At 36.3% G+C, this 19,223-nt stretch carries 15 protein-coding genes, 2 tRNA genes, 1 pseudogene and 1 other annotated feature; of the genes and pseudogenes, 14 read left to right on the forward strand and 4 right to left on the reverse strand.

The features are described from left to right. The coding region (locus GZ63_RS0109970) for a ribonuclease P protein component (RefSeq protein WP_029269137.1) at positions 1 to 93 on the reverse strand (93 nt) is incomplete at its 3' end. 140 nt (positions 94 to 233) lie between these two features. Beyond that, positions 234 to 368 (reverse strand): 50S ribosomal protein L34, encoded by a 135-nt coding sequence (rpmH, locus tag GZ63_RS0109975; protein ID WP_029269138.1) that lies wholly within the window; start codon positions 366 to 368, stop codon positions 234 to 236. 673 nt (positions 369 to 1,041) lie between these two features. Here rpmH and dnaA point away from each other — a divergent pair. The 7 genes from dnaA (at position 1,042) to gyrA (ending at position 10,269) form a co-directional block, all read left to right on the forward strand. Continuing rightward, positions 1,042 to 2,394: a chromosomal replication initiator protein DnaA gene (gene dnaA / locus GZ63_RS0109985; protein ID WP_029269140.1), complete on the forward strand. Its 1,353-nt coding sequence runs from the start codon at positions 1,042 to 1,044 to the stop codon at positions 2,392 to 2,394. Between the two features lie 185 nt (positions 2,395 to 2,579). Then, the gene (gene dnaN / locus GZ63_RS0109990) at positions 2,580 to 3,716 is read left to right on the forward strand and encodes a DNA polymerase III subunit beta (protein ID WP_029269142.1); all 1,137 of its coding nucleotides are present in this window, start codon (positions 2,580 to 2,582) and stop codon (positions 3,714 to 3,716) included. A gap of 271 nt (positions 3,717 to 3,987) precedes the next feature. Next, positions 3,988 to 4,212 carry a S4 domain-containing protein YaaA gene (yaaA, locus tag GZ63_RS0109995; protein WP_029269144.1) on the forward strand — a complete coding sequence of 75 codons (225 nt, stop codon included), beginning with the start codon at positions 3,988 to 3,990 and terminating at the stop codon, positions 4,210 to 4,212. Between the two features lie 65 nt (positions 4,213 to 4,277). Then, positions 4,278 to 5,390 (forward strand): DNA replication/repair protein RecF, encoded by a 1,113-nt coding sequence (gene recF / locus GZ63_RS0110000; RefSeq protein WP_029269146.1) that lies wholly within the window; start codon positions 4,278 to 4,280, stop codon positions 5,388 to 5,390. 78 nt (positions 5,391 to 5,468) lie between these two features. After that, positions 5,469 to 5,747: an extracellular matrix regulator RemB gene (gene remB, locus GZ63_RS0110005; protein WP_029269148.1), complete on the forward strand. Its 279-nt coding sequence runs from the start codon at positions 5,469 to 5,471 to the stop codon at positions 5,745 to 5,747. Between the two features lie 40 nt (positions 5,748 to 5,787). Continuing rightward, a complete protein-coding gene (gene gyrB / locus GZ63_RS0110010; protein WP_038221157.1) occupies positions 5,788 to 7,713 on the forward strand; it encodes a DNA topoisomerase (ATP-hydrolyzing) subunit B in 1,926 nt (641 codons plus the stop codon). A 39-nt stretch (positions 7,714 to 7,752) separates the two neighbouring features. After that, on the forward strand, positions 7,753 to 10,269 hold the full coding sequence (gene gyrA / locus GZ63_RS0110015; protein ID WP_029269152.1) for a DNA gyrase subunit A: 2,517 nt from the start codon (positions 7,753 to 7,755) through the stop codon (positions 10,267 to 10,269). An 80-nt stretch (positions 10,270 to 10,349) separates the two neighbouring features. Here gyrA and GZ63_RS0110020 read toward each other — a convergent pair whose 3' ends face one another. After that, on the reverse strand, positions 10,350 to 11,309 hold the full coding sequence (locus GZ63_RS0110020; RefSeq protein ID WP_051681456.1) for a YaaC family protein: 960 nt from the start codon (positions 11,307 to 11,309) through the stop codon (positions 10,350 to 10,352). A 191-nt stretch (positions 11,310 to 11,500) separates the two neighbouring features. Here GZ63_RS0110020 and guaB point away from each other — a divergent pair, with 191 nt between their 5' ends. From guaB to GZ63_RS0110055, 7 genes are all read left to right on the forward strand, one after another. Then, entirely contained in the window at positions 11,501 to 12,973 is a 1,473-nt protein-coding gene (gene guaB, locus GZ63_RS0110025) for an IMP dehydrogenase (RefSeq protein ID WP_029269156.1), read from the forward strand. A gap of 156 nt (positions 12,974 to 13,129) precedes the next feature. After that, positions 13,130 to 14,464 (forward strand): serine hydrolase, encoded by a 1,335-nt coding sequence (locus GZ63_RS0110030; protein WP_029269157.1) that lies wholly within the window; start codon positions 13,130 to 13,132, stop codon positions 14,462 to 14,464. Between the two features lie 61 nt (positions 14,465 to 14,525). Then, a complete protein-coding gene (gene pdxS / locus GZ63_RS0110035; RefSeq protein WP_029269160.1) occupies positions 14,526 to 15,386 on the forward strand; it encodes a pyridoxal 5'-phosphate synthase lyase subunit PdxS in 861 nt (286 codons plus the stop codon). A gap of 87 nt (positions 15,387 to 15,473) precedes the next feature. Next, positions 15,474 to 15,699: a binding site (T-box leader), on the forward strand. Positions 15,700 to 15,763: 64 nt separating this feature from the next. Continuing rightward, entirely contained in the window at positions 15,764 to 17,032 is a 1,269-nt protein-coding gene (gene serS, locus GZ63_RS0110040) for a serine--tRNA ligase (protein WP_029269162.1), read from the forward strand. A gap of 129 nt (positions 17,033 to 17,161) precedes the next feature. Then, positions 17,162 to 17,254: transfer RNA gene (locus GZ63_RS0110045), tRNA-Ser, on the forward strand. Positions 17,255 to 17,653: 399 nt separating this feature from the next. Continuing rightward, positions 17,654 to 18,472 carry a pyrroline-5-carboxylate reductase gene (gene proC, locus GZ63_RS0110050; RefSeq protein ID WP_029269163.1) on the forward strand — a complete coding sequence of 273 codons (819 nt, stop codon included), beginning with the start codon at positions 17,654 to 17,656 and terminating at the stop codon, positions 18,470 to 18,472. 189 nt (positions 18,473 to 18,661) lie between these two features. After that, positions 18,662 to 18,734, forward strand: a tRNA-Arg gene (locus tag GZ63_RS0110055). Positions 18,735 to 18,833: 99 nt separating this feature from the next. Here the strand turns inward: GZ63_RS0110055 and GZ63_RS18835 are convergent. Beyond that, positions 18,834 to 18,982, reverse strand: a pseudogene (locus GZ63_RS18835) (site-specific integrase); the annotation flags it as partial. Positions 18,983 to 19,223: the final 241 nt, after the last annotated feature.

The following is a 19,223-nucleotide window of genomic DNA, read 5'->3' on the forward strand; positions in this document are numbered from 1 at the left end:
ATATAAAACAAGCTGCCTATTTGCAAAAGACTTCCCTTGTTTGAACACATACTGAAACTCTTTATTATCTTTTATGCGAAATGCTTTTTTCATACTGACCACCTATATAAGCCTGTCTAAGAATAAGCAATGGATCAAACAGAATAGTAAATCTGCCTCTCCAGCTCTATCTCAAACTCCAAAATCTTTTTATATCTAAAAGTTAAAAAAGACCACTGACATGTTTCAGTGGCCTATGCAGAAATTACTTTTCTTCCTTTTTGACGGCGACGAGCTAACACTTTACGACCGTTTTTTGTACTCATACGCGCGCGAAAGCCATGTACCTTTTTTCGCTTACGATTATTTGGTTGAAATGTTCTTTTCATCTATCTTGCACCTCCCCGAGGAATTTAAAAACTGACTAAACGTTAATATTCAGAAGACAGTCTTGATAATTATACGTAAAAATTATCGAATCTGTCAACTTCATTTTGCAGAACATCTTTTTTTCTTTTTACAGGACCAGCTTCTACATCTTCTTTGAAATTTATAACTTCTTCACCCTTACTCCGGTTATCCACATCCAATGTTCACAACAAAACGACAATATTTTTTTATTCACAACAATTATCGACAAGATAACCACAATATAATACAATGTGGATAATATTTATCTACACCTTGCGAACTTTGTGGATAAGTGTCTACAATTCATTGCAATAAAAGCTTTTATCTGATATTATATTCATGTTTTGTTATGTTAACATGTAATTACACTTATATTTTTATCCACAGAATGTGGATAGCGTGTGGATAAAAATCCACACCTTGTTAAAATAGTTATCAACAAGATTGTGCGTGAAGTAGATAACTCATTCTAGCTATATAAATAAAGCCATTTTCTTGTCCACATTCTTTGTGCCTTTCCATAACAACATGTATATATAAATGGGCCTTATCATCTTTCTTTATTTATCCCAAGTTTCCTAAAGAAAGATTGTAAAAGGCTTTTTAATTCCTTTCAGGATCAAAATCATTAAAAAAAGGGGTGAAAACAGTATGGAAAATATTAACGAATTATGGTCGGCAACCTTGACAAAAATTCAAGAAAAAGTTAGTAAGCCTAGCTTTGAAACATGGCTAAAACATACAAAAGCTGATGCGCTCCAGGACAATACGCTTATAATTGCTGCACCTAATGAATTTTCAAGAGATTGGCTGGAGGGTCAATATACCAAATTAATAACAGACACATTATACGAAGTGACAGGCGCAGAGCTAAAAACAAAATTCATTATTCCCGAAGTTAATAACCAAGCAGAAATGAAAGATCCGCCTGCAAAACCTATGTCAAAATCAAAGTCAAATAAAACCTATGAAAAACAAAAAACAATGTTAAATCCAAAATATACATTCGATACTTTTGTTATTGGGGCTGGCAACCGATTTGCTCATGCTGCATCCCTGGCAGTTGCTGAAGCACCGGCAAATGCGTACAACCCGCTCTTTATCTATGGTGGAGTCGGGCTTGGTAAAACCCATCTTATGCATGCAATCGGACATTACGTGCAAGAAAATAATCCCGAAGCAAATGTGCTATATCTTACTTCAGAAAAATTTACGAATGAATTTATTAATGCAATTATGGATAATAAAACAATTAACTTCCGAAATAAATATCGCAATGTTGATGTCCTATTAATTGATGATATTCAATTTATCGCCGGAAAAGAATCTACTCAAGAAGAATTTTTCCATACATTTAATGCATTACATGAAGAAAGTAAGCAAATTATTATATCCAGTGATCGGCCACCAAAGGAAATACCAACTTTAGAGGATCGATTACGCTCAAGATTTGAATGGGGTTTGATCACCGATATTACTCCTCCAGACTTGGAGACGAGAATAGCAATCCTAAATAAAAAAGCAAAAGCAGATGGATTGGACATTCCGAATGAAGTGATGCTTTATATTGCAAATCAAATTGATACAAACATCCGTGAATTAGAAGGTGCATTAATCCGTGTTGTTGCATACTCTTCTTTAGTAAACCAGGATATTGATGCAGCTCTGGCAGCTGATGCACTGAAAGATATCATTCCCAGCAATAAACCGAGAGTAATAACAGTACAAGCTATTCAGGAAGCTGTTGGAGAAAAATACAATGTCAAACTAGAAGACTTTGCGGCTAAAAAGAGAACAAAGTCGATTGCATTCCCAAGACAAATTGCTATGTATCTCTCCAGACAACTAACGGATCTCTCTCTTCCTAAAATCGGAGAGGAATTTGGCGGTCGTGACCACACAACCGTCATTCATGCTCATGAAAAAATAACAAAAACAATCGAATCAGATACACTTTTAAGCAAAAACATTGAAGAAATTAAAGAAAAATTAAAAGGTATTTAATCGATACACATGTTAATAGTGTGAACGAAGAATGACAGTTGTAAACATTTTATCCACATGTGTATAACCTTTTTATGATTCGTTATATCCCAGTTATCAACATATGCACAGTTCTTATTACTATTATTACTGTATTATATTAATAAAATATATATAATATACTTCCATATAGGAGGATTAATTCCATGAAATTTATAATTCAACGAGATAAATTAATTGCTAGCGTACAAGATGTAATGAAGGCAATTTCAACAAGAACAGCAATTCCAATATTAACGGGTATGAAAATCGAAGCGAAAGATCATGGAATCAAACTAACCGGCAGTGATTCTGATATTTCTATTGAATCCTATATTCCTGCTGAATCAGATGGAATGGTACATGTAGAAGAAATTGAAGAAGGAAGTATTGTGTTGCAGGCACGCTATTTTCCAGATATTGTTCGAAAATTACCGGAAAAAACAGTAGAAATAGAGGCAGATTCAAATTTAAAGGTAACGATACGTTCAGGAAAAGCAGAGTTTAATTTAAATGGACAAGACGCAGAGGAATATCCACAACTTCCGAAATTGCAAACAGATGATAGTTTTGAATTACAAACAGATCTTTTAAAAAACTTAATTAAACAAACGGTATTTGCAATTTCTACAATGGAAACCCGTCCAATTTTAACTGGAGTTAATCTGAAACTAGAAGGTAAACAGCTCAAATTTACAGCAACAGACAGTCATCGACTCGCGTCAAGAGAAATACCTGTAAAAGAGGCAAATATCGAATTTTCAAGTATTGTCGTACCAGGAAAAAGCTTGAATGAATTGTATAAAATTTTAGATGACACGGATGAACCTATTGAAATTAGTGTTACAAACAATCAAATTCTATTTCGAACAAAACATTTATATTTCCTATCGCGATTGCTTGATGGTACATATCCGGAAACGTCCCGTTTAATACCGGATCAGAGTAAAACGGTGCTCTACGTAAACACAAAAGATTTATTAAATACGATTGACCGAGCTTCCCTGCTTGCCAAGGAAGACCGAAATAATGTCGTCCGATTAACAACAAAAGATGGACAAACTGTTGAAATAACAAGTAATTCTCCGGAAGTTGGTCGAGCTACGGAAGAGATTTCTGCTAAATCCATTGAGGGAGAAGAATTGAAAATTTCGTTTAGTTCAAAGTATATGCTAGATGCATTAAAAGCGATTGAATATGATGAGGTTAAAATAGAATTTACAGGTGCAATGCGACCATTCATTATTAGGCCAGTGAACAATGATTCCATTTTACAACTGATTCTGCCTGTTCGAACATATTAAAAATAGAAAGCTCTTATCATAAAGGATAAGGGCTTTTCTATTTAGCATATTTTTAGTATTTTTTCTTTCATATATGTACAGAATGATAAAAAAGGTATTTTAAGGCTTATTTTGGCGTTTTTATATATTTAAAGGGGGAATCCTTCCCTAAACACAAAAAGTTTAGTAAAATAGGTATTAGAGCTTTTAAAACCGTAAATCTAAGGTTAACAAAAAATTATAGGTAACAAGTTTTATATCTACATTATACAAATAGAATTTGGTGAATGAAATGTATGAAAAAATAGAAATTTCTACAACTTACATCACATTGGGACAATTTATTAAACTAGCAAATATTCTTGAATCTGGCGGAATGATTAAATCTTTCCTAAAGGATCAAGGTGTGATCGTCAATAAGGAGAGGGAACATCGCCGTGGCAGAAAATTATATCCAAATGATGTGGTAGAAGTAGAAGGTATTGGTTCATTTATAGCTGTAAAAAAAGAAATGTAACGACTTATTTTGCTTTCAAACACTTGCAGGGCGTGTATATTTAGCGCTAAAAAGAGGAATTTAGTATGCACATTCAACAATTAAAACTAAAAAACTATCGTAATTATCAGAAATTGGATATCCCTTTTGATGATAAAGTTAACGTGATTATTGGAGAAAATGCCCAAGGGAAAACCAATTTGATGGAGGCAATCTACCTTTTAGCCTTTACGAAGTCCCACCGTACACCACGTGATAAAGAACTCATTAGCTGGGATGAAGAGTATGCTAAAATAGAAGGAAGGGTTACAAAACGAAAGCAAAGTTTCCCCCTTGATATTATTATTTCAAGAAAAGGCAAAAAAGCAAAATTAAATCATATTGAACAAAAGCGATTAAGCCAGTATATTGGTGCGTTAAATGTTGTGATGTTTGCCCCGGAAGATTTGACCTTAGTAAAAGGCCCGCCACATATCCGCAGACGTTTTATTGATATGGAACTTGGACAAATTCAACCTAAGTACGTCTACCATTTAGGACATTATCAAAAGATTTTAAAACAGCGCAATCATCTTCTAAAACAAATGCAACGTAAAGGAAAACAAGATAAAACAATGCTTCAAGTTTTAACGGATCAATTAATTGAACATGCGGCAATTTTATTAGAAAGAAGATTTATGTTTTTAGAATTGTTAAGGAAATGGGCAAAACCAATTCATTCTGGAATTAGTCGTCAGATGGAAAACTTAGATATTCGATATAACCCTACAATTGGGGTATCAGAAGAGGAAAATAAGGAGAAAATAGAAACAATCTATTCGAATAAATTTAATGAAATACAAGAAAAAGAGATTGATCGCGGAACCACATTAATTGGGCCCCACCGTGATGATCTCGTATTTTATGTTAATGATAAAGATGTCCAAGTCTATGGATCTCAGGGTCAACAGCGAACAACAGCTTTATCTGTAAAACTAGCTGAATTAGACCTTATATATAACGAGGTTGGTGAATATCCTGTTTTGCTGCTTGATGATGTTTTAAGTGAATTGGATAATTATAGGCAATCTCATTTGTTAAATACGATTCAAGGGAAAGTCCAAACCTTTGTATCCACCACGAATGTTGATGGAATTAATCATGAAACATTAAAAAGAGCGGAACTTTTTCGCGTCCGCAATGGAATAATAGATATATAATTCGAGTACAAAAATAGTTTAAGAATCGATCAATCGTTTCCAAGTAAAAAAAAAGCTAGATAAACTTGGGGGTATACAATGTTTATTCATTTAGGCAATGCTAACGTGATTCAATCACGAAACATCATTTCAATCGTTGATTATAATATCATTTCATCTTCTGTGATTATGGAGGAAATGGTTGCTGCTTCAAAAAAACAAGACAAAATTATGGGAGAAGAAACGGATGCAAAATCAGTAGTGATCACAAAGGATATTATTTATTTTAGTACATTGTCCGTTCCAACCCTACAAAAACGGGCAAGTATGATTTCTACAATTAGTAAGCTTGAGGATTATTCGGAAGAACTGGAATAAAAGTTTTTTAGTTTTAAGTATATGAAATGTGGGTGAGATAATGTCTATGAACGAAAAAGTAACAAATGAACAAGCATATGATGCGGAGCAAATACAGATTCTTGAAGGTCTAGAAGCTGTTAGGAAACGCCCTAGTATGTATATTGGATCAACGAGTGAAAAGGGACTTCACCATCTTGTTTGGGAAATTATTGATAACAGTATTGACGAAGCGTTGGCAGGGTACTGCGATCATATACAGGTAATTGTCGAAAAAGACAATAGTATTACTGTTAAAGATAATGGCCGGGGTATTCCGGTTGATACGCATGAGAAAACAGGAAAATCTGCACTGGAAGTTATTATGACTGTCCTCCACGCAGGCGGAAAGTTTGGTGGTGGCGGCTATAAAGTATCTGGTGGTTTGCATGGTGTAGGTGCATCCGTAGTAAACGCATTATCCAGTAACTTAGAAGTATATGTGCATCGTGATGAAAAAGTTTATTATCTAGGGTTTGAAAAGGGAGTATCTCAAGAAGACATTAAAGTAATTGGCGAGACGGATATTACAGGAACAATTATTCATTTTAAACCTGATCCGACTATTTTCACAGAAACTACTGTATTTGATTTTGAGACGTTAGCGCAACGTCTTCGTGAATTGGCATTTTTAAATAAGGGAATTTCCATTTCACTAGAAGATAAGCGAAATGATGAAGAGCCTGTTACTTATCATTATGAAGGTGGAATTATCTCTTATGTTGAATATCTTAACCGAACCAAAGATGCTTTACACGAGCCATTTTATTCTGAAGGTGAAGATCAGCAAATAGCAGTAGAAGTATCTATACAATACAATGATGGATATGCTAGCAATCTTTATTCCTTTGCAAATAATATTCATACGTATGAGGGTGGAACGCATGAATCTGGATTTAGGACTGGACTGACCCGTGTCATCAATGATTATGCTCGAAAAAATAATTTATTTAAGGAAGATGATCCGAATTTATCCGGAGATGATGTTCGGGAAGGGATGACTGCTATTGTTTCTATTAAACATCCAGACCCGCAATTTGAAGGGCAAACAAAGACAAAACTCGGAAACAGTGAAGTTCGCACGGTGACAGATTCTGTATTTAGTGAAGCATTTTCAAAGTTTCTTTACGAAAACCCTTCGATCGGAAAAACAATTGTTGAAAAGGGACTTATGGCTTCTCGTGCTCGTATGGCTGCAAAGAAAGCTCGAGAATTAACTAGAAGAAAAAGTGCCCTGGAAGTTTCCAATTTACCGGGTAAACTAGCAGATTGTTCTTCAAAAGACGCAGAAATAAGTGAATTATATATTGTTGAGGGGGATTCTGCTGGGGGTTCTGCAAAACAGGGACGAGATCGCCATTTCCAAGCTATCTTGCCTCTTCGCGGTAAGATTTTAAATGTGGAAAAGGCCCGTTTGGACCGCATTTTATCGAATAACGAAGTACGAATGATGATAACAGCACTAGGTACGGGTATTGGGGAAGACTTTGATATCAGCAAAGCCCGTTATCATAAAATCGTTATTATGACGGATGCAGATGTCGACGGAGCGCATATTCGCACATTATTATTGACGTTTTTCTATCGTTATATGAAACCGTTAATTGAACATGGTTATATTTACATCGCACAACCACCACTTTATAAGGTCCAACAAGGAAAAGCAGCACATTATGCCTATGATGATGCAGAATTAGACCGTATTTTAGAAGAAATTCCTAAATCACCGAAACCAGGTATTCAGCGTTATAAAGGTTTAGGTGAAATGAATGCGACACAGTTATGGGAAACAACCATGGATCCAGAAACTCGAACATTACTTCAAGTTGAGTTAACCGATGCGATGGATGCGGATGAAGTTTTTAATATTTTAATGGGTGATAAAGTGGAACCGCGCCGAAACTTTATTGAAGAAAATGCGCAATATGTTCAAAATTTAGATGTATAAGGGGAATCTACAAAGGGTTTTCCAATAGGAGGTAATCAAATGGCGGATCAACAACGTCCCAATGTTCAAGAAGTTAATATAAGCAAAGAAATGCGTACATCTTTTCTTGACTATGCAATGAGTGTTATTGTAGCGCGTGCCCTGCCGGATGTCCGTGATGGGTTAAAGCCTGTTCATCGTCGTATATTATATGCAATGAATGATCTCGGGATGCATGCGGATAAAGCTTATAAAAAATCTGCACGAATCGTTGGGGAAGTTATCGGGAAGTACCACCCCCATGGTGATTCAGCAGTTTATGAAGCAATGGTTCGTATGGCCCAAGATTTTAGTTATCGAAATATGCTTGTAGATGGTCATGGTAACTTCGGCTCGGTTGATGGTGATTCAGCAGCAGCAATGCGTTATACAGAGGCACGTATGTCCAAAATATCAATGGAACTATTACGTGATATTAATAAAGACACCATCGATTACCAGGACAATTATGATGGTACAGAGAGGGAGCCTGTCGTCTTTCCAGCAAGGTTTCCAAATTTACTTGTTAATGGCACGTCTGGGATTGCAGTTGGAATGGCCACCAACATCCCACCACATAATTTGGGAGAAACCATTGATGCCGTTTTGGCGATTAGTAAAGATCCGGAAATTACGATTGATGAACTAATGGAGAATTATCTGTATGGCCCCGACTTTCCTACAGCTGGGCAAATCCTTGGGAAAAGCGGTATACGCAGAGCCTATGAAACTGGGAAGGGTTCAATCACAATTCGGGCTAAGTCTGATATCGTAGAGCAACCGAATGGGAAATCAATGATTATCGTTACTGAATTACCATATCAAGTCAATAAGGCAAAATTAATTGAAAAAATAGCTGATCATGTTCGTGATAAACGGATAGATGGCATTACTGATTTACGTGATGAATCTGATCGAAACGGGATGCGGATTGTTATCGAATTACGTCGTGATGTTAATGCAAGTGTTGTTTTAAATAATTTGTATAAATACACAGCCCTACAAACAACATTTGGTATTAATATGCTCGCCTTAGTAGAGGGCCAGCCAAGGGTACTATCCATTAAGCAATGTTTAGAGCATTATTTGGAACATCAAAAGGTGATTATCAAGCGACGTACTGCTTTTGAATTACGCAAAGCGGAAGCACGTGCTCATATTTTAGAAGGTTTACGAATTGCACTTGATCATCTGGACGAAGTCATTTCATTGATTCGTAACTCAAAAACCACAGATGTAGCAAGGCAAGGGTTAATAGAACGCTTTAATCTTTCTGAAAAACAAGCACAAGCAATCTTGGATATGCGCTTGCAACGACTAACCGGTTTAGAAAGAGAAAAGATTGAAAATGAATATAATGAATTAATCCAATTAATTGATGAATTAAAGGCTATTTTAGCTGATGAAGAGAAAGTATTAGAAATCATCCGTGAAGAACTCAACGAAATAAAAGAGCGCTATAACGATGATCGCCGCACCGATATTGTGCCTGGTGGTGTAGACTTCTTTGAAGACGAGGATTTAATTCCTGAAGAAAATATCGTCATCACGCTAACACATCAAGGATATATTAAACGCCTGCCATCATCCACCTATCGTACACAAAAGCGTGGAGGCCGTGGTATTCAAGGAATGGGCACTAATGCGGATGATTTTGTGGAACATCTTGTATCAACCTCTACACATGACACTGTTCTTTTCTTTACAAATAAAGGGAAGGTTTATAAGGTGAAAGGCTATGAAATACCTGAGTTCAGTCGAACAGCTAAAGGCATTCCTATCATTAATATGATTCAAATTGAAAGAGATGAGTGGATTAATGCGGTTATTTCAGTAAATGAATTTAGTGAAGATGATTATTTATTCTTTACGACGAAACATGGCATTTCTAAACGGACAACACTATCTCAATTCAAAAATATTCGTAAGGGTGGATTAATTGCTGTAGGTCTTCGTGATGAAGACGAATTAATTTCGGTACGGCTAACAGATGGCACAAAAGATATGATGCTTGCAACGGAAAATGGTTATCTCATCCGTTTCCATGAGAGTCAAATAAGAGCAATGGGCAGGACTGCTGCAGGAGTGAAGGGTATCACTTTGCGTGGTGGAGATGTGGTGGTTTCTATGGAAATTATTGAAGAAGACTCTAAGATTCTCCACATTACCAATAAAGGATATGGAAAACAAACCCCTGAAGAAGAGTACCGTACTACTAATCGTGGTGGAAAAGGTATTTTTACATGTAAATTAACAGATAAAACAGGTGATGTTGTTGCAGTAAAGGCGGTTACTGGAGAAGAAGAATTAATGCTTATTACAGTTGCCGGAGTATTAATTCGCATCCCTGTAACCGATATATCCGAAACCGGCCGCAATACAATGGGAGTGCGTCTCATTCGTCTGCAAAATGATGAAGAAGTGGCGACTGTTGCTAAAGTTGAACATGAAGAAGATGAGCAAAAAGGACAAGAAGAAGCATCGCAATCTGATTCAGAAGTAAACAAGGACGAAGAAAATAGACCAGACGAAGAATAAAAACGTAAAGGATGACTCAGAAGGCCAAACACTTTCTGAAGTCATCTTTTTTCCTATCTACTTGCTAAAAGCTTTACTGGTTATTTGGAAAGATGCATTTGATAAAGCAGTTGTCCAAGTAATAGCGGAATCTTTTCAAATGTGTATGTGAGAAACTGAATGATAAATGGATAGTCTACTTCAGGTTTGGTTGTTAAAAGCTCTCCCCACCATTCTGTTTCATACCGGGATAACATACTCAGATTATATAATAATAAATAATGAATCATTACTTCCGAAATATGGATATCATGTTCTCGGAAGATTGGAAAATGAATGGTATGATCCAAACAATGGAAAAAGAAAGGACCATAAGATTCTGAGATAGGTTTTTCTAATTCGACGGACAGAAATGATGACTCACTTTTAATATGTTCTATATTTGGTAAATACGTCTGTATACGCTGAATAAAGGCTTTTTTTGTTAAATGATAGCTATCTAATAAGGATATAGGAAATTTTAAAATTCTTGAGTCAAGCTTACCTATTATCGTTAATTTTTCGCTATTTTGGAAACGGAATAATGAAGATATTTCGGGAATTAGGGATAATAGATCATACATTTTGATTTTTCCAAAAGGAAACTGGCGTATAGAAAACAGATGTTCAGAAAAATAGGGGAAAAGACCATTATGCTGTAATTTGATTTCATCTTGGATAAATGTATAATCTTTTTTTTTCCTTTTCCTAGTTGAGACACCATGTGCTAGCATAGATGTTGATTCTGGATAATTTGGCCTTTTTGTTAAAAGACAAGCCTTAATAAGATGCGTCATTCCATAAAAATATAGAATAGGCTGCAGCATGGGTTTACTGTCTTTGCCACTTGTGTAAAATTGGTATCCATGCTCCAAGTAATACATAAAAGTATTACAATTTTCATAGCTCTTTGCCTCAGCATTCGATATTTGTCTTTTTTTATAACATTGATGAAGAAAGTGTTGTGCAGTTTGCTGGGATTGTAAATAAATATAAAAGTCTTTTATGCGCTTTTTATTCATCCCATTACCTCTCTTTACTATTTAAAAAATTTAGAATCTATTTACTTTTTATCGATGAAGAATCTGTTATTGAAAAAGCATTTGTGATCACGTATTGTATATTACAATAGACTACTGTATAGTTTCACCAATTTGATTAATTATAATCATAGTTCATATATACGAAACTTAAAAAATAAGGAGGAAAAATGATGCGTGAAGATAAGTTTGCAAAAGAAGGGTTAACATTTGATGATGTTTTATTAATGCCAGCTAAATCAGAAGTTTTACCAAGTGATGTAAATGTGGGAACAACGTTATCAGATCATTTAAAATTAAATGCTCCTTTAATTAGTGCTGGTATGGATACGGTAACAGAAGCATCTATGGCAATTGCAATGGCTCGCCAAGGCGGCTTTGGAGTTGTTCATAAAAACATGTCCATTGAGGATCAGGCAGAGATTGTTGACCGTGTAAAGCGTTCTGAGAGTGGTGTAATTACAAATCCATTTTTCTTAACTCCTGAACATCAAGTGTTTGATGCTGAACATTTAATGGGGAAATTCCGCATTTCCGGAGTACCGATCGTTAACAATATTGAAGACCAAGAATTAGTCGGTATTTTAACGAATCGGGACTTACGCTTTATTCAAGATTATTCCATTACTATCGCAGATGTTATGACTAGTGAAGATCTTGTAACTGCTCCAGTGGGTACAACATTGGAAGAAGCAGAGAATTTAATGCAGAAATTCAAAATTGAAAAATTACCTTTAGTTGATGAAGCAAATATTCTTAAAGGCTTAATTACAATTAAAGATATTGAAAAAGTAATTGAATTCCCAAATGCTGCAAAAGATTCACAAGGGAGATTAATTGTTGGTGCTGCTGTAGGCGTAACGAATGATGCAATGAAACGTATTGAAAAATTGGTTGAAGCAAGTGTCGATGTTATTGTCATTGATACAGCCCATGGACACTCCAAAGGGGTGTTAGAAAAAGTAAAAAGTATTCGCGATGCGTATCCAAATCTCGATATTATTGCTGGAAATGTTGCTACAGCAGAGGCGACAAGGGACTTAATTGAGGCTGGCGCATCAATTGTTAAGGTCGGTATTGGACCTGGTTCTATTTGTACAACCCGTGTTGTAGCAGGAATAGGAGTTCCACAAATAACAGCAGTAAATGACTGTGCAAAAGCAGCTTCGGAATATGGTGTTCCTGTCATTGCAGATGGAGGAATCAAGTATTCTGGTGATATTGTAAAAGCATTAGCAGCGGGCGCTCACGCGGTTATGCTTGGAAGTATGTTTGCGGGCGTTACAGAAAGCCCCGGTGAAATGGAAATATATCAAGGAAGACAATATAAAGTGTATCGTGGCATGGGATCAGTAGGAGCAATGAAGGCGGGCTCTAAAGATCGCTATTTCCAAGATTCTTCACAGTCGAACAAATTAGTTCCTGAGGGAATTGAGGGAAGAGTCGCTTATAAAGGTCCGCTGGCAGAAACATTTCATCAGCTAATCGGAGGACTTCGCGCTGGTATGGGGTATACTGGTTCAGAAACAATTGATGCCCTCCGAAATGAATCTCAATTTATTAAAATTACCAATGCGGGACTAAGAGAGAACCATCCGCATGACGTTCAAATAACCAAAGAAGCACCGAATTATTCCGTTCAATAGACGCTTTAATAAGCATAAAAAATTTCTAAATAATAATATAGATAGGGACACTTCCCTATCTATTTTTTTACTTTTTATTATGGTAAAATAACAAAGGTGTGTCTCGTTCGTTCTAAAAATAAAAATGTTAAAGGTGAAAAGTGGAGGTAGAGAAAGTTGAAACACAACATAGGAAAGGGTTTGTCATTTTTACTCATAACTTTTGTAATGACAGCATTGTTTTCAGCACAACCAAATGCTGTACAAGCTAAAGAATTAAATCTTAATGCAGAATCAGCTATATTAGTTGATGCTGAAACAGGGAAGGTTTTATATGCAAAAAATCCAGACATCGAACTTCCACCTGCTAGTATGACCAAGATGATGACAGAATATCTTGTTTGGGAAGCTATTGAAAAAGGGGAAATAGATTGGGAGACAACAACGCAAATCAGTGACTATGCATATAGTATATCTGCAGATGAATCATTTTCAGGAGTAGGTTTGAAACAAGATAAGGATTACACTGTACGTCAGTTATATGAGGCAATGGCGATTAATTCCGATAATGCAACAACCATTGCACTTGCTGAACTTATTGCTGGTTCAGAAGGTGAATTTGTAAAATTAATGAATAAAAAAGCTGGAGAAATGGGACTGCCAGAGTATAAATTTGTAAATTCCAGCGGCTTAGATAATAAATCACTAGGTGATAATCATCCGGAAGGGACAGAACCGGATGAGGTGAACTTAATGTCCGCCCGTTCTGCCGCCATATTAGCCTATAATTTAGTAAATGATTATCCAGAGGCACTTGAAATATCAAAAATTCCAGAAACTGAATTTGATGGTCAAACCATTCGCAATTGGAACTACATGCTTCCACATGATGCGTCCTATCTGAAACAATTTGCTTATGAAGGGGTAACAGGTTTAAAAACAGGTTTTACAGACCTTGCCGGCTATTGCTTTACTGGAACAGTTACGCGTGATGGAAAGCAGCTAATTTCTGTCGTGATGAAAACAGAAAGCGAAAAAGAACGCTTTAAGGAAACTGCAAAACTATTTGATTATGGATTTAAACATTTTACAATGAAAGAGTTATTCCCTAAAAACTATCAATTGAAAGGTAAATCAACGCTTCCAGTAATAAAAGGAAAAGATGAAAATATAGATATTGCGCTTAAAGATGCGATTCAGGCCCCAGTGAAAAAAGGGGACGAGAAAAAATATAGTGTCAAATACCATTTTGATAAAAAGAAATTAAATAAAGATGGGGAATTAACTGCGCCCATTAAAAAGGGAGAAAAGATAGGGACTGCTGAACTTGTGTATGATGGTGATGATGACTACGGTTACCTTTTCGATAAAAAAGATAAACAAACGGTTGATGTAATCGCTACAGAAGAAGTGGAGAAAAAGAATTGGTTTATGCTAGCGTTAGGAGCAATTGGCTCTTTCTTCGCAAATTTATTTTCTACTATTGTTGATACTGTTAAAGGCTGGTTCTAAATGGTATTATATAAATAATCGCTTTTAAATTTTAAATTGTGAGAATACAGGGGGAAATCAAATGACAAATACTAGCGTAGAAATACCTAAAAATGGCGTTATTATGGATGTTGTTAACGCTGAGCAAGCTAAAATTGCTGAGGAAGCTGGAGCAGTAGCAGTTATGGCCTTAGAGCGAGTGCCATCAGATATTCGCGCAGCTGGTGGAGTAGCCCGCATGGCTGATCCTACGATTACGGAGGAAGTGATGAATGCTGTTTCTATTCCAGTTATGGCTAAAGGCCGCATTGGACACATTGTCGAAGCGCGTGTGATGGAAGCCATGGGTGTCGATTATATTGATGAAAGTGAAGTGTTAACACCAGCTGATGAGGTATTCCATCTTAAAAAATCAGACTATACGGTTCCATTTGTATGTGGATGCCGTAATTTAGGCGAAGCAGCGCGCCGCCTTGGTGAAGGTGCTTCCATGCTTCGTACAAAAGGTGAGCCTGGTACAGGGAATATTGTCGAAGCGGTACGTCACTTGCGAGAAGTTAATTCAGAAATTCGCCAGCTTGTAGCAATGTCTGAAGATGAAGTCATGACCTATGCTAAAAATATTGGAGCACCTTATGAACTTTTAATGGCTATTCGTAAAGAAGGACGTTTACCTGTAAATAATTTTGCAGCAGGTGGTGTTGCAACCCCTTCTGATGCGGCATTAATGATGGAGCTGGGTGCTGACGGCGTGTTTGTAGGTTCAGGTATTTTTAAATCCGATAATCCTAAGAAATTTGCAGGAGCAATCGTTCAGGCGACAGCAAATTACAAAGATTATAAATTAATTGGCGAGCTTTCCAAAGATCTAGGTACTGCTATGAAAGGGATTGAAATGAGTACATTAGAAGCAGGAGAGCGTATGCAGGATCGAAGTGAATAAAAGCAAAGCATAAGGTTAATAATGATCATATGTACTTGCATCTTACTTATTTATTCGCTATGATATATCATAATTCTTATACAATGTTTAACAGTAGCGATAGGAATTAGTAATAGCATTAACTTCTATAGAGAGTCGATGGTTGGTGAAAATCGGTGTAGTGTGCTATGAATCCATCCTTGAACTGGTTTATTGATAGATTATTTATGTAGATAAACCCGGTTAAGTACCGTTAATAACTATAACTGTGAGCCGGAAGGGTTATCCTCTTCAACAAGGGTGGCAACGCGGGAAATACACTCTCGTCCCTACTTTTTTAGGGCGGGAGTTTTTTATTTTTATTGAGCTAGGATCTTTCATATAAGGAGGAAATAACTATGTTGGATATGAAATTTTTGCGCAATCATTTACAAGAAGTAAAGGATAAACTGAAACATCGTGGAGAAGACTTGTCGGAACTTGAAAAATTTGCTGAACTTGATGAAAAGCGGCGCACATTAATTAAAGAAACAGAGACATTAAAAGCAAAGCGTAATGAAGTTTCAAAACAAATTTCTGTATTAAAAAAGGAAAAAAAAGACGCAGATACAGCAATTAAAGATATGCGTGAAGTAGGAGATCAAATTTCCAATTATGATAAAGAACTAAAGGAAACTGAAGACAAATTAGCTAATATTATGTATGCTATTCCGAATATACCACATGAAAGTGTACCAATTGGAGAAGATGATGAGGATAATGTGGAAGTACGAAAATGGGGAGATGTACCAGAGTTTACGCATGAAGTAAAGCCACATTGGGATATTGCTAAGAATCTAGATATACTGGATTTTGAAAGAGCCGCAAAAGTTACCGGAAGCCGTTTTGTTTTCTATAAAGGAATCGGAGCAAGACTTGAACGAGCACTTTTTAATTTCATGATTGATCTGCATGCTGATGAGCACGGCTATGAGGAAATGCTACCACCATATATGGTAAATCGTGCAAGTTTAACAGGTACTGGACAACTGCCAAAATTTGAAGAGGATGCTTTTCGTGTTGCTGATTGGGATTACTTTATGATACCAACTTCTGAAGTACCTGTAACGAATTATTATCGTGATGAAATCATGGAGGAACTGCCAAAAAAATATGTTGCATTTAGTGCAAATTTCCGGTCTGAGGCAGGTTCTGCCGGAAGAGATACTCGAGGTCTTATTCGCCAGCATCAATTCAATAAAGTTGAACTTGTTCATTTTTCAAAACCAGAGGAATCATATGAAACATTAGAGACATTGACGGAAAATGCGGAGAAAGTGTTACAATTATTAAATCTGCCTTATCGCGTTATGAGTATGTGTACGGGTGATTTAGGATTTACTGCAGCAAAGAAGTATGACATTGAAGTATGGATTCCAAGTCAAGAAACATACCGCGAAATATCCTCTTGCTCTAATTTTGAGGATTTCCAGGCAAGACGTGCCGGAATCCGGTTTCGAAGGGAAGCAAACGGAAAGCCCGAGTTTGTTCACACACTAAATGGATCAGGTGTAGCTGTTGGACGTACAGTTGCAGCTATCTTAGAAAATTTTCAGCAGGAAGATGGCTCAGTCGTTATCCCAGAAGTTTTGCGTCCTTATATGGGTGGAAGAGAAGTTATAAAGTAAATTTTATCTCATTTTGGCTGAAGTAGGGCAGGCTCATTATCGTTCTCCCTATTTCTTGCCAAAAAATATTTGATTTTTGTTGACAACCTTTTAAAGGCATGATATTATATATCTTGTCGATTTGATCAAGGAGGAATACCCAAGTCTGGCTGAAGGGGTCGGTCTTGAAAACCGAAAGGGGTGTCAAAGCCCGCGGGGGTTCGAATCCCTCTTCCTCCTCCATTTAAATAAGCGCATAAAATTTGGAGATACATAAAACTGTTACAATTGTAGCGGTTTTATTTTTTTAAACCACATATTTACTTCAAACTTGACAATTAAGGCAAGGAAGCATATAGTATAAAAAATTGAATGTAAAATAAAAAGACAGTGAACAGGCCAGTAAATACATGTTGTATCAAAAGAGAGTGGGATTCATTGGCTGAGAGATCCTATGGACATAGACATGATTGAACCTACCTGGGAGTCGTTACCTAATACTTAACCGCAATGTTATTGCGTTATCAACTATAAAGTGGGTAGAAGACATACCAAACAAGGTGGTACCACGGAAAACTCATTCCGTCCTTATAGATAGGATAGAATGAGTTTTTTAGATTCAATTATTAAAAGGGGGAGTACATATTGTTTAATAAAGTAGCATTTATCGGTGCAGGATCGATGGCAGAAGCAATTATATCAGGAATTATTACAACATCTTTTCTAAAAAAAGAACAAATTTTTGTCATGAATAAAAATAATAAGGAACGATTAGAAAATCTTTCGGAACGCTATGAAATACATTGTGATTTTAACAAGAAGCAGTTAGTAGCAGGAGCAGATCTAATTATATTATCGATGAAACCACATGATGCTCAAGAAGCTATCGATTCTATGAAAGACTATATCCAGGAAGATCAATTAATTATTTCCATTCTAGCTGGTGTATCAACTGATTATATTGCAAAACTTATCGGGAAGGAGATTCCTATTATTCGGGCTATGCCTAATACATCAGCTTCCATTGGGTTATCAGCTACTGCTGTTACAAAGGGAGAAAATGCTTCAGAGGAACATCTTCAAAAAGCAGTATCGCTATTTAATACGATTGGTACAACGTCTATTGTAAAAGAGGAAGAAATGCATACAGTGACAGGTATTTCTGGAAGCGGACCTGCCTATTTTTATTATGTAGTAGAGGCAATGCAGAAAGCTGCAAGTGAAGCAGGGCTTGATCAACTTGTGGCATCGGAATTAATTACGCAGACAATCGTTGGGGCCGGAGAAATGTTAAAGCAATCAGGAGAAACTGCATCAACATTAAGAGAAAAAATAACAAGCCCTAATGGAACGACACAGGCGGCTATTGAAACGCTGGATGAATATAATGTCGAAAAAGCAATGATGGACTGTGTGAAAAATGCCAAAGAGCGTTCCATTGAATTAGGAAAGTTAATGTAAAAAAACCTGTTGCATAAGGATATAACACCTTTTATATAAAGGAATGTGGCGTTTTATCCTTGTGCAGCAGCTTTATTTAAAGGTGGTTTTTCCCGGTAGTTTCTTCCATTTCAGATAAAAGAGCCTAGTCCTTCCTTTTCAATATAGATATAATTTTGTATAATAGATCATGTTGTTTTAAATTTATATGCCCCCGTAGCTCAGGGGATAGAGCAATGGTTTCCTAAACCATGTGTCGCAGGTTCGAATCCTGCCGGGGGCGTCCCTCTAAATCTAACCATAGCAAGGGTTGCGGCATTTTGCACCCCTTGTTATTTTTGTGTAAAAACATAAACTAGTCACCGATTGGTCATATTGACTTTTAAATGGAATGTTCGTTCTCACTTCTTTGGAACACTTCATCCAATTTAGAAGCTACCTTTTCTTGTATATTCGGAACATATGGGAATAGGTATCCAATGTCATTTGAATAGTCGAATGTCCTAGTCTTTCTTGCACAATTTTCGGATGCACCTTCTTCGTTTTCATTTAGTTCCTTTTCCTATACACAAAAAGTTCCCAAATCATAAACCCTAAGAGTTATAGTTACGTACGTAATAATATAGGACTGTATGTGCTTATCCCCCTATTGTATAGTAAATATATTTTGATCCTTTTTTGTATACAGCGTACCCATATTGTTTTTTCTCTGTATTTATATTTGATTCCAATTAATGATAAAGAGCAACACAAATAGGTATTGACCCCCGAA

Origin of the sequence: Virgibacillus alimentarius (assembly GCF_000709085.1) — a bacterium.
GTDB lineage: Bacteria > Bacillota > Bacilli > Bacillales > Amphibacillaceae > Virgibacillus_B > Virgibacillus_B alimentarius.